This window comes from Pseudomonas sp. R151218B TE3479, from assembly GCF_053629195.1.
Genome location: NZ_JBRJHV010000001.1, coordinates 1,436,996 through 1,449,116 on the forward strand (window position 1 = coordinate 1,436,996; position 12,121 = coordinate 1,449,116).

The following is a 12,121-nucleotide window of genomic DNA, read 5'->3' on the forward strand; positions in this document are numbered from 1 at the left end:
GACTGGCGGGTGAAAAAACAAAACTCTCAAAAGGAGCAATACATGACTGCCTTAAACCTGATTCCCGGCCAATTGAGCCTGGCTCAATTGCGTGACATCTATCAGCAACCCGTGACCTTGAGCCTCGACGCCAGCGCGTCGGCGCAGATCGAGGCCAGCGTCGCCTGCGTCGAGCAGATCCTGGCCGAGAACCGCACCGCCTACGGCATCAACACCGGTTTTGGCTTGCTGGCCTCGACCCGCATCGCCAGCGAGGACCTGGAAAACCTGCAGCGCTCCCTGGTGCTGTCCCATGCCGCCGGCGTGGGCGAGCCGATCAGCGATGCGCTGGTGCGGTTGGTCATGGTGCTCAAGGTCAACAGCCTGAGCCGGGGCTTTTCCGGCATCCGTCGGCAGGTGATCGATGCGCTGATTGCGCTGATCAATGCCGAGGTCTACCCGCACATTCCGCTCAAGGGGTCGGTCGGTGCGTCCGGTGACCTGGCGCCGCTGGCCCACATGTCCCTGGTGCTGCTGGGTGAAGGCAAGGCCCGCTACAAGGGCGAATGGCTGCCGGCCGTCGAGGCGCTGAAAGTCGCCGGTCTCGCGCCGCTGACCCTGGCCGCCAAGGAAGGCCTGGCGCTGCTCAACGGCACCCAGGTCTCCACTGCGTTTGCCCTGCGTGGCCTGTTCGAAGGCGAAGACCTGTTCGCCGGTGCCCTGGCCCTAGGTAGCCTGACGGTGGAAGCGGTGCTCGGTTCGCGCTCGCCGTTCGACGCGCGCATTCATGCCGCTCGCGGCCAGAAAGGCCAGATCGATGCCGCCGCCGCTTACCGCGACCTGCTGGGCGAGCGCAGCGAAGTCTCCGACTCGCATCAGAACTGCGACAAGGTCCAGGACCCGTACTCCCTGCGTTGCCAACCGCAAGTGATGGGCGCCTGCCTGACCCAGTTCCGGCAGGCCGCCGAAGTGCTGGTTATCGAAGCGAATGCCGTGTCGGATAACCCGCTGGTGTTCGCCGCCGAGGGTGATGTGATTTCCGGGGGCAACTTCCACGCCGAACCGGTGGCGATGGCCGCCGACAACATGGCCTTGGCGATTGCCGAAATCGGCTCCCTGAGCGAACGGCGGATTTCGTTGATGATGGACAAGCACATGTCGCAGTTGCCGCCGTTCCTGGTGGCCAATGGCGGGGTGAACTCCGGCTTCATGATCGCCCAGGTCACCGCGGCGGCCCTGGCCAGTGAAAACAAGGCGCTGTCCCATCCCCATTCGGTGGACAGCCTGCCGACCTCGGCCAACCAGGAAGACCACGTCTCCATGGCCCCGGCCGCCGGCAAGCGCCTGTGGGAAATGGCCGAGAACACCCGTGGGATCCTGGCGGTGGAATGGCTCGCGGCATGCCAGGGGCTGGACCTGCGCGGCGGTTTGAAGACCTCTTCCAAACTGGAGCGGGCCCGTGGTCTGTTGCGTGCAGAAGTGCCGTTTTATGAGAAGGACCGCTTCTTTGCGCCGGACATCAATGCGGCCAGTGAGTTGCTGGCGAGTCGGTGCCTGAACGAATTGGTCACGGCGCAGTTGTTGCCGAGCCTGTAAGGGCCTCATCGCGAGCAAGCTCGCTCCCACAAGGATTTCTGATGCACTCAAAACCCCTGTGGGAGCGAGCTTGCTCGCGATTCGATTTTGTACGCGACGAGGAAACCGGGATGAAAACCCTCTGGCAAAACTGCCACGCCGCCACCATGGCCCAGGGCGTCTACTCGATCATCGAAGACGCCGCCATCGTCACCCAGGACGAGCACATTCAATGGATCGGCCCGCGTGCCGAATTGCCGACGGGGGACTACCCGGCGGTCAACGACCTCAAGGGCGCCTGGGTCACGCCAGGGTTGATCGACTGCCACACCCACACGGTATTTGGCGGCAACCGCAGCGGTGAGTTCGAACAGCGCCTGCAAGGCGTCAGCTACGCCGAAATCGCGGCGGCCGGCGGTGGCATCGCCAGTACCGTGCGCGCCACCCGCGCGGCCAGTGAAGACGAATTGTTCGCCAGCGCCGCCAAACGCCTGAAAAGCCTGATGCACGACGGCGTGACCACGGTGGAGATCAAGTCCGGCTACGGCCTGGACCTGGCCAGCGAACGTAAGATCCTTCGCGTCATTCGCCGTCTTGGCGCCGAGTTACCGGTCAGTGTGCGCAGTACGTGCCTGGCGGCCCACGCCTTGCCACCGGAATACAAAGATCGCGCCGATGACTACATCGAACACATCTGCACCGAGATGCTGCCAGCCCTGGCGGCCGAGGGGCTGGTGGATGCGGTGGATGCCTTTTGCGAATACCTGGCGTTTTCCCCGGCGCAGGTCGAGCGGGTCTTTATCACCGCGCGACAACTGGGGCTGCCGGTGAAGCTGCACGCCGAACAATTGTCGTCTCTGCACGGTTCCAGCCTGGCGGCGCGTTACCAGGCGCTGTCGGCCGATCACCTGGAATTCATGACCGAGGACGACGCCAAGGCCATGGCCGCTTCCGGCACCGTGGCGGTGTTGCTACCGGGGGCGTTTTATTTCCTGCGGGAAACCCAACTGCCGCCCATGGACGCCTTGCGCAAACACGGCGTGAAGATCGCCGTGGCCAGCGACCTCAACCCCGGCACCTCGCCGGCGCTGTCGCTGCGCTTGATGTTGAACATGGCCTGCACCTGTTTTCGCATGACCCCGGAAGAAGTCCTGGCAGGGGCGACGATTCATGCGGCCCAGGCCTTGGGCATGGCCGCCACCCACGGTTCGCTGGAAGTCGGCAAGGTCGCGGATTTTGTCGCCTGGCACATCGACCGCCCGGCCGACCTGGCGTACTGGCTCGGTGGCGATCTGGAAAAACGCGTCGTGCGTCACGGCGTTGAAATCGATTGAGGAGAATGGTTGTGGAGAAGGTCCTGAATTTCAAGCAAGGGCGCGTGCCGCTGTTGGTCAGCATGCCCCACGCCGGCCTGCGCCTGACCCCGGCGGTGAAGGCCGGGTTGATTCCCGAAGCCCAGAGCCTGCCGGACACCGACTGGCACATTCCCACGCTCTATGCATTCGCCAATGAGTTGGGCGCCAGCACCCTGGCCGCCGAGTATTCACGGTTCGTCGTCGACCTGAATCGCCCCTCCGATGACAAACCGATGTACGTCGGCGCCACCACCGGTTTGTACCCGGCGACGCTGTTCGATGGCGTGCCGTTGTTTCGCGAAGGGCTGGAGCCGTCGGCCGAGGAACGGGCGACGTATCTGCAGCAGGTCTGGATGCCGTACCACCAAGCGCTGCGGCAGGAACTGGCACGGCTCAAGGCCGAGTTCGGCTATGCCTTGCTGTTCGACGCCCACTCGATCCGCTCGGTGATCCCGCACCTGTTCGACGGCAAGCTGCCGGACTTCAATCTTGGTACGTTCAACGGTGCCAGTTGCGACCCGATCCTGGCCAGCCAGCTCGAAGCCATCTGTGCCCGCCACGGCCAGTTCACCCATGTGCTCAACGGGCGTTTCAAGGGCGGACACATCACGCGGCACTACGGCAACCCGGCCGAAGACATCCACGCGGTGCAACTGGAGCTGTGCCAGAGCACCTATATGGAAGAATTCGAACCGTTCAACTACCGCCCGGATCTGGCAGCGCCGACCCAGGTGGTGCTCAAGGAGTTACTGGAAGGTTTCCTGGCGTGGGGACAGCAGGTTTACAAGAAATAAACACCGCGCGGTACTTCTGTGGCGAGGGGATTTATCCCCGCTGGGTCGCGAAGCGGCCCCAAAACGGATGTCTTCCAGCGACCTGATGGGTCGGACTGAGAGCTTTTGGGACTGCTGTGCAGTCCAGCGGGGATAAATCCCCTCGCCACAGGATTGTGTTTGTCCTTGAGCCTCGTACGGGACTGTCGCCACCGTGCAAAACCGAGTCGCCACAGTTCATCTTGACCCCTTCGACGCTGCGTAATGTTCCGGTCACGGTGCGCCAAGACACCGGCCCTACAATAATCCGCTGCCGCACGAGACCCTCGCGATGAAAAGACTGTTCAAACGCTGTCTGTCGTTCCTCTGCGGTACCGTTCTACTCAGCACCGGGGCGATGGCCGCCGAGCCTGCGTCCTGCCAGACCGTACGCATGGGCGTGGTCAACTGGACCGACGTGATCGCCACCAGCGGCATGGCCGATGTACTGCTCACCGGGCTGGGCTACGACAGCAAGCAGACCAGCGCCGTGCAACAGATCATCTTCGCCGGCATCCGCGACAAGCGGCTCGACATCTTCCTGGGGTATTGGAAGCCGGCGATGGACAAGAACATCGCTCCATTCCTGGCGGCCAACCAAGTGAAGGTACTGGACAAGCCAAGCCTGGCCGACGCCCAGGCCACATTGGCCGTACCGGATTACGTGGCGGCGGCGGGGCTCAAGACCTTTGCCGACATCGCTCGGTTCAAGGATCAGCTTGGCGGCAAGATCTACGGCATCGAGCCGGGCAGCGGCGCCAACACCACCATCAAGACCATGATCGAGACCAACCACTTCGGCCTCAAGGACTTCAAGCTGATCGAATCCGGTGAAGCAGGCATGCTGGCGGCGGTACAGCGGGCGGTGAACCGCAAGGAGTTCGTGGTCTTCGTCGGCTGGACCCCGCACCCGATGAACATCAACATGAACATCACCTACCTGACCGGCAGCGAGGACGTCTATGGTCCGAACGAAGGCGCCGCGACCGTCTCCATCGTGACCGCGCCGGACTACGCCCAGCGTTGCCCGAATGTGAGCCGGCTGTTGGAAAACCTTACCTTCACCGCCGCCCAGGAGAGTCAGTTGATGGTGCCGATCATGGAGCGCAAGACACCCCAGGACGTCGCCCGCCAGTGGCTGCGCGAGCATCCCGAGGATCTTCAGCGCTGGCTGGCGGGTGTCACGAGCTTCGATGGCAAGGATGGCGTGGCGGCGGTGCAGGCGAGTCTCAAGGACTGAGGCGATTTTCTGGGTACTGATAACCCCTGTGGCGAGGGAGCCACACCACGGCAAACCAAGATGACCTACCCACTCTCCCAGGCAATGTCAGCCTTCATCGACAAAACCCAGAGCTTCACCAGCCCGGACGACAGCCTCGTCGGTTCGCGCCAGGCCTATAGCCAGATGTGCCGGGCGTTCACTCCGCCCTGCCCGCCGACGCTGGCCATCGAGGATTTCGAACTGGCCGGCGTGGCAGTGCGGGCCTATTACCCGCAACGTGCGGCACCGCTCGCCGGCTGGCCATGCATGCTTTACCTGCACGGTGGCGGTTGGGTCGTGGGGGACCTGGATTCCCATGATTTCATCTGCATGGAGCTGGCCGCTGAGTTGGGCGCGTTGGTGGTAGCGGTGGATTACCGGCTGGCTCCGGAGCATCCGTTTCCGGCCGGTTTCGACGATTGCCTCGCGGTGTGGCGCCACTTGGCGGACGCCCCGTTTGCCATCGACCCCCGTCGTCGGCTGGTGGTCGGTGACAGTGCCGGCGGCAATTTCGCCGCTGCGTTATGCCTGGCCTTGCGCGATGCCGGGCAACCGTTGCCCCGGGCCCAGGTCTTGATTTATCCGGCGCTCGGTGGCCCCGCGGATCTGCCGTCGCGTCACGAGTGTTTCGATGCCCCGCTCCTGAGCAGTCGCGAGCTGGAGCACTATGAGGCGCTGTACCTGGGTGGCGCTCGTCCCTCGCCTTATGCCATGCCGTTACTCGCCGACAACCTGGACGGCTTGCCGCCGGCGCTGGTTGTCGTCGCGCAATGGGATCCACTGCGGGACGACGGCGTCCTTTATTGCGAGCGGCTGAACGCCGCAGGGGGAGACGCCGTGCTGTATGTCGGCAACGGGCTGGTCCACGGTTGCCTGCGTGGCCGGGGCCAGGTGCCGGAGGTCGATCGGATGTATCGCGCGCTGCTGGCGTATCTGGCTGACATGCTTTGACTGCGCAGGGGACATGCTCATTAAGGGCATTCGGGTTTATGATGCCGGACGGCAGACTAAATAGAAGTCCCTACAGGGATGACTCGACCCCTTACGGAGCGCGCAATGCAGACTTTGTACCCGCAGATCAAACCCCATGCCCGGCACGATCTGGCTGTCGATGACACCCACACGCTCTATGTCGATGAAAGCGGTTCCCCTGAAGGCCTGCCAGTGGTGTTCATTCACGGCGGCCCGGGTGCCGGCTGCGATGCGCAGAGCCGTCGTTACTTCGATCCGAACCTGTACCGCATCGTCACCTTCGACCAGCGCGGTTGCGGTCGGTCCACCCCCCACGCCAGCCTGGAAAACAACACCACCTGGGATCTGGTCGAAGATCTGGAGCGTATCCGCAAGCACCTGGGTATCGACAAATGGGTGCTGTTCGGCGGCTCCTGGGGCTCGACCCTGGCCCTGGCGTACGCCCAGACTCATCCGGAGCGGGTGCATGGTCTGATCTTGCGAGGGATCTTTCTCTGCCGTCCGCAGGAAATCGAGTGGTTCTATCAGGCTGGCGCCAGTCGCCTGTTTCCCGACTACTGGCAGGACTACATCGCACCGATCCCGTTGGACGAGCGCGACGACCTGCTCAGCGCTTTCCACAAGCGCCTGACCGGTAATGACCAGATCGCCCAGATGCACGCGGCCAAGGCCTGGTCCACCTGGGAAGGTCGTACCGCCACCCTGCGTCCGAACCCGCTGGTGGTCGATCGCTTTTCCGAGCCGCAGCGGGCGCTGTCGATCGCCCGGATCGAATGCCACTACTTCACCAACAACGCTTTCCTCGAGCCCAACCAGTTGATTCGCGACATGGGTAAGATCGCCCATTTGCCAGGCGTCATCGTGCACGGTCGCTACGACGTCATCTGCCCGTTGGACAATGCCTGGGAGCTGCATCAGAACTGGCCCAACAGCGAACTGCAGGTGATCCGCGATGCCGGCCACGCCGCCTCGGAACCGGGGATTACCGACGCGTTGGTGCGCGCCGCCGCGCAAATGGCCCGGCGCCTGCTTGACCTGCCGCCCGAAGAAGCATGAAGGGGCTGTTGCAACGGGTGCGCGGTGCCCGGGTCGAGGTGGCGGGCGAGATCGTCGGGGCCGTGGACCAGGGCTTGCTGGTGCTGGTGGCCGTCGAGCCCGGGGATACCCGGGCCAGCGCCGACAAACTCCTGTACAAGCTGCTTAACTATCGAGTGTTCAGCGACGCCGAGGGCAAGATGAACCTGTCCTTGGTGGATGTCGGTGGTGGGTTGCTGCTGGTGTCGCAGTTCACCTTGGCGGCGGACACCAAAAGCGGTCTGCGCCCGAGTTTTTCCACGGCTGCGCCTCCGGCCCTGGGCGAAGAATTGTTCAACTATTTGCTGAGTCAGGCGAAACAGGTGCATGGCACTGTGGCATCAGGTAGATTCGGCGCCGACATGCAGGTTCATCTGGTCAATGATGGCCCGGTAACCTTCCTGTTACAGTCCTGAAAGCGTTTGAAACATCTTTTCGGTTCTGTTTCGAGGTTAAACGGTGAGTTTTCTCGATAAATACTTTGTTACCCCTGATGCGTTGTCACGCGGGCTACTAGATAATCGCGCGCTACGGGGGATCAGCGTTCGCTGGTCCATTTGACTTAGGTAGAGAGTTGTCCTGGACCGTTTGGGGAATCATTTTGCCCCGTCGGAGTCGGAACAATGCTCGCCAACTTGGCAAGAGTGGTCCGCAGGAGCGGTTTTTCAGCACCGTTACCGTGCAGATACTTTATCTGGCCGTTGGTTTTTTGATCAGTTTTCGGCGAGGGTTGCTCGTGATTGTTAGTCCCTGTAATGCACCAAAAATGACTGCCAAACGGTTGAGAAGCGCCCTGGTAACGGGCTCGGCCCTGTTGTGCCTGTTCGGCGCGGGCCAACTGTGGGCATTCAGCCTGGATGATGTATCGGCGAAGGCACAAGAATTGGCCGGGCAGAAGTTCGAAGCCCCGCGCAGCAATTTGCCGAACGAATTCCGCGAAATGAAATTCGCCGATTATCAGAAAATTCGTTTCCGCACCGAAAAAGCTGAATGGGCCGACCAGAAGACCCCGTTCCGGCTGTCCTTCTATCACCAGGGCATGCATTTCGACACGCCGGTGAAGATCAACGAAATCACCGCGACCACCGTCGACGAGATCAAGTACGACCCGACACGTTTCGATTTCGGCGACGTGAAGTTCGATCCCAAGGCCACCGAACAGCTGGGCTACGCCGGTTTCCGCGTGTTGTACCCGATCAACAAGGCCGACAAGCAAGACGAAATCATGACCATGCTCGGCGCGAGTTATTTCCGCGTCATCGGCAAGGGCCAGGTCTACGGCTTGTCCGCTCGTGGCATGGCCATCGACACCGCGTTGCCATCCGGTGAGGAGTTCCCGCGCTTTCGCGAGTTCTGGATCCAGCGTCCGAAACCGACCGACAAGCACCTGGTGATCTTCGCCCTGCTGGATTCGCCACGGGCCACTGGCGCCTATCGCCTGACCGTGCGTCCGGGCACCGACACCGTTGTCGACGTGAAATCACGGGTGTTCCTGCGTGATCGTGTCAACAAGCTGGGCATCGCCCCGTTGACCAGCATGTTCCTGTTCGGCGCCAACCAGCCATCCAAGGTGCTGAACTACCGTCGTGAACTCCACGATTCCAGCGGCCTGTCCATCCATGCCGGCAACGGCGAGTGGATCTGGCGTCCGCTGAACAACCCGAAACACCTGGCCGTGAGCAACTTCTCGGTAGAAAACCCGCGTGGTTTCGGCCTGCTGCAACGTGGTCGTGACTTCAGCCACTACGAAGATCTGGATGACCGTTACGAAAAACGCCCAAGCGCCTGGATCGAACCGAAAGGCGATTGGGGCAAAGGGACTGTCGATCTGGTTGAAATCCCTACCGCCGACGAAACCAACGACAACATCGTTGCGTTCTGGAGCCCGGAAAAACTGCCTGAGCCAGGCCAGCCACTGGACTTCGCCTACCGTCTGCACTGGACCCTCGACGAAGCCAACCTGCACTCGCCAGACAGCGCCTGGGTCAAGCAGACCCTGCGTTCGACCGGTGACGTGAAGCAGTCCAACCTGATCCGTCAACCGGACGGCAGCGTGGCCTACCTGGTGGATTTCGAAGGGCCTTCCCTGCAAGCGCTGCCTGAAGAGGCCGAGGTGCGTAGCCAGGTGAGCGTTGGCGACAACGCCGAGATCGTCGAGAACAGCGTGCGCTACAACCCTGAAACCAAGGGCTGGCGCCTGACGCTGCGCCTGAAGATCAAGGACCCGAGCAAAGCGACCGAGATGCGTGCCGCATTGGTCAGGCCGCTTGTCCCTGTCGAGCTGCCAGCCACCGCACATTCCGTGACCACGCTGGCCAAGGCCGACAAGGTCGCCAAGCAGCAGAGCGAAAAAGAGCAAGCCAACGAGCAGGCCGGCGAGCAGAAAGAGGCCAAGGCCGTCAAGTCGTCCACCGCCGCCGCCGAGCCGACCCCAACCCCACAGGAACCGGAACAGACTGAACAAGTCCTGACCGAGACCTGGAGCTACCAGTTGCCTGCCGATGAGTAATACGTCCGTACAACCAGAATCTCTCAGTGAGTATCTGGCCCATTTGCCGATGACCGACGAGCAGCGCGCCGAGCTGGCGGGCTGCACGTCATTCAGCGAATTGCACAAGCGCCTGGCTTCTTCGACATTCGACGCACCCAACGAGGCGGCGCAAGCCTCGGTGGGCCGCCGCCTGACGCTGAGCACCGCCGAGGAACTCGAGGACGCCGAAATGCTGGCCCTCGATGCCAACGGCCGGGTTTGCTTGAAGGCGACGCCGCCGATTCGTCGGACCAAGGTCGTGCCGGAACCGTGGCGCACCAATATCCTGGTGCGCGGTTGGCGGCGCCTGACCGGGCGTACCAACCCGCCGAAGCCACCCAAGGATGAGCGCGTGCTGCCTCATGCACGCTGGCGTACCGTGGGTTCGATCCGCCGCTACATCCTGCTGATCCTGATGCTCGGCCAGACCATCGTTGCCGGTTGGTACATGAAAGGCATCATGCCGTACCAGGGCTGGTCGCTGGTGGATCTGGACGAAGTCTTGCACCAACCGCTGCTGCAGACGGCCACGCAAGTGCTGCCATATGCGTTGCAGACCAGCATCCTGATTCTGTTCGGGATCCTGTTCTGCTGGGTGTCGGCGGGTTTCTGGACGGCACTGATGGGCTTTCTCGAATTGCTCACCGGCCATGACAAATACCGCATCTCCGGCGCCAGCGCCGGCAACGAGCCCATTCCCAAGGACGCCCGCACTGCGCTGGTGATGCCGATCTGCAACGAAGACGTGCCGCGGGTATTCGCCGGTTTGCGCGCGACCTTCGAGTCGGTGGCCGCCACCGGCGACCTGGATCGCTTCGACTTCTTCGTGCTCAGCGACAGTAACGAAACCGATATCTGCGTGGCCGAACAGCAGGCCTGGCTGGATGTCTGCCGTGAAACCGGGGGGTTCGGCAAGATCTTCTACCGCCGTCGTCGCCGTCGCGTGAAACGCAAGAGCGGCAACCTCGACGACTTCTGCCGTCGTTGGGGCAGCGACTACAAGTACATGGTCGTGCTCGACGCGGACTCAGTGATGAGCGGCGAATGCCTGACCAGCCTGGTGCGCCTGATGGAAGCCACGCCGGACGCCGGCATCATCCAGACCGCGCCGCGGGCATCGGGCATGGACACGCTGTATGCGCGCATGCAGCAGTTCGCCACCCGGGTGTATGGTCCGTTGTTCACTGCCGGTTTGCACTTCTGGCAGTTGGGCGAATCCCATTACTGGGGTCACAACGCGATCATCCGCATGAAGCCGTTCATCGATCACTGCGCCTTGGCACCGTTGCCGGGTAAAGGCGCGTTCTCCGGCGCGATCCTGTCCCACGACTTCGTCGAAGCCGCGCTGATGCGTCGTGCCGGCTGGGGCGTGTGGATTGCCTATGACCTGCCGGGCAGCTACGAAGAACTGCCACCGAACCTGCTGGACGAACTCAAGCGTGACCGTCGCTGGTGCCACGGCAACCTGATGAACTTCCGGCTGTTCCTGGTCAAGGGCATGCACCCGGTGCACCGTGCGGTGTTCCTGACCGGCGTGATGTCCTACCTGTCGGCGCCGCTGTGGTTCTTCTTCCTGGTGCTGTCCACCGCGCTGCTGGCGGTGAACACCTTGATGGAGCCACAGTACTTCCTCGAGCCACGCCAGCTTTATCCTTTGTGGCCGCAATGGCATCCGGAGAAGGCCATCGCCCTGTTCTCGACCACCATCGTGCTGCTGTTCCTGCCCAAGCTCTTGAGCATCGTACTGATATGGGCGAAAGGGGCGAAGGCGTTCGGTGGCAAGTTCAAGGTGACGTTGTCCATGCTGCTGGAGATGCTGTTCTCCATGCTGCTGGCGCCGGTTCGGATGATCTTCCACACCCGCTTCGTGCTCGCCGCTTTCCTGGGCTGGGCCGCGACCTGGAATTCGCCCAAGCGGGACGATGACTCCACGCCATGGAGCGAAGCGGTCAAGCGCCACGGCCCACAGACTTTGCTGGGCTTCTTCTGGGCCTTGCTGGTGATCTGGTTGAACCCGAGCTTCCTCTGGTGGCTGGTGCCGATCGTGGGTTCGCTGATGCTGTCGATTCCGGTTTCGGTGATCTCCAGCCGCGTAGGCCTGGGCTTGAAATCCCGTGATGAAAGCCTGTTCCTGATCCCTGAGGAATACGCACCGCCGCAGGAACTGCTGTCGACTGACCAGTACACCCATGAGAACCGTTGGCATGCCCTGAACGACGGTTTCATCCGGGCGGTGGTCGATCCACAACAGAACGCCTTGGCGTATGCGCTGGCGACCTCGCGTCACGGCAAGGCCGAGCCGATCGAATGGCTGCGAGTCGAACGCGTTCGTCACGCCCTGAAGGTCGGCCCTGCCGGTCTCAGCAACGCCGAGCGGCTGGCCCTGCTGAGCGACCCGGTGGCCTTGTCTCGCCTGCACGAGCAGGTCTGGAGCGAGGCGCATCCCGAGTGGCTGGCGGCATGGCGTGAGTCGGTCAAGGCCGACCCTCATGCACCGCTGCTACCGCTACAGCCGGTGAGCGTGCAGCCTCAAGTGGCCTGATCCGCAAAAAGCCCCGCTTCT

Annotated in this window: 9 protein-coding genes; all 9 read left to right on the forward strand. The window is 62.4% G+C overall.

Annotated features, from left to right (window positions below):
• Positions 1-42: 42 nt before the first annotated feature.
• The 9 genes from hutH (at position 43) to mdoH (ending at position 12,100) form a co-directional block, all read left to right on the forward strand.
• Positions 43-1,575 (forward strand): histidine ammonia-lyase, encoded by a 1,533-nt coding sequence (hutH, locus tag AB7M32_RS06465; protein ID WP_158454588.1) that lies wholly within the window; start codon positions 43-45, stop codon positions 1,573-1,575.
• 110 nt (positions 1,576-1,685) lie between these two features.
• The gene (hutI, locus tag AB7M32_RS06470; RefSeq protein WP_454249420.1) at positions 1,686-2,888 is read left to right on the forward strand and encodes an imidazolonepropionase; all 1,203 of its coding nucleotides are present in this window, start codon (positions 1,686-1,688) and stop codon (positions 2,886-2,888) included.
• An 11-nt stretch (positions 2,889-2,899) separates the two neighbouring features.
• Positions 2,900-3,703, forward strand: a complete 804-nt coding sequence (gene hutG, locus AB7M32_RS06475; protein ID WP_454249421.1) for an N-formylglutamate deformylase — start codon at positions 2,900-2,902, stop codon at positions 3,701-3,703.
• Positions 3,704-4,013: 310 nt separating this feature from the next.
• Positions 4,014-4,961, forward strand: a complete 948-nt coding sequence (locus AB7M32_RS06480; protein ID WP_454249422.1) for a choline ABC transporter substrate-binding protein — start codon at positions 4,014-4,016, stop codon at positions 4,959-4,961.
• Positions 4,962-5,021: 60 nt separating this feature from the next.
• Positions 5,022-5,933, forward strand: coding sequence for an alpha/beta hydrolase (locus AB7M32_RS06485; RefSeq protein WP_454249423.1), 912 nt, complete (start codon positions 5,022-5,024; stop codon positions 5,931-5,933).
• Between the two features lie 105 nt (positions 5,934-6,038).
• The gene (gene pip / locus AB7M32_RS06490; protein WP_072407409.1) at positions 6,039-7,010 is read left to right on the forward strand and encodes a prolyl aminopeptidase; all 972 of its coding nucleotides are present in this window, start codon (positions 6,039-6,041) and stop codon (positions 7,008-7,010) included.
• On the forward strand, positions 7,007-7,444 hold the full coding sequence (gene dtd, locus AB7M32_RS06495) for a D-aminoacyl-tRNA deacylase (RefSeq protein ID WP_454249424.1): 438 nt from the start codon (positions 7,007-7,009) through the stop codon (positions 7,442-7,444). The genes pip and dtd overlap by 4 nt, the downstream gene beginning before the upstream one ends.
• Positions 7,445-7,764: 320 nt before the next feature.
• Positions 7,765-9,537 (forward strand): glucan biosynthesis protein G, encoded by a 1,773-nt coding sequence (locus tag AB7M32_RS06500; RefSeq protein WP_072407467.1) that lies wholly within the window; start codon positions 7,765-7,767, stop codon positions 9,535-9,537.
• Positions 9,530-12,100 (forward strand): glucans biosynthesis glucosyltransferase MdoH, encoded by a 2,571-nt coding sequence (mdoH, locus tag AB7M32_RS06505; protein WP_072407405.1) that lies wholly within the window; start codon positions 9,530-9,532, stop codon positions 12,098-12,100. Before AB7M32_RS06500 ends, mdoH begins: the two co-directional genes overlap by 8 nt.
• Positions 12,101-12,121: the final 21 nt, after the last annotated feature.

Excerpts from the sequence above, each read along its gene's own strand:
- dtd (WP_454249424.1), top strand. The coding sequence starts at position 7,007 with ATGAAGGGGCTGTTGCAACGGGTGCGCGGTGCCCGGGTCGAGGTGGCG.
- AB7M32_RS06480 (WP_454249422.1), top strand. The coding sequence starts at position 4,014 with ATGAAAAGACTGTTCAAACGCTGTCTGTCGTTCCTCTGCGGTACCGTT.
- hutH (WP_158454588.1), top strand. The coding sequence starts at position 43 with ATGACTGCCTTAAACCTGATTCCCGGCCAATTGAGCCTGGCTCAATTG.
- mdoH (WP_072407405.1), top strand. The coding sequence starts at position 9,530 with ATGAGTAATACGTCCGTACAACCAGAATCTCTCAGTGAGTATCTGGCC.
- pip (WP_072407409.1), top strand. The coding sequence starts at position 6,039 with ATGCAGACTTTGTACCCGCAGATCAAACCCCATGCCCGGCACGATCTG.
- AB7M32_RS06485 (WP_454249423.1), top strand. The coding sequence starts at position 5,022 with ATGACCTACCCACTCTCCCAGGCAATGTCAGCCTTCATCGACAAAACC.
- hutI (WP_454249420.1), top strand. The coding sequence starts at position 1,686 with ATGAAAACCCTCTGGCAAAACTGCCACGCCGCCACCATGGCCCAGGGC.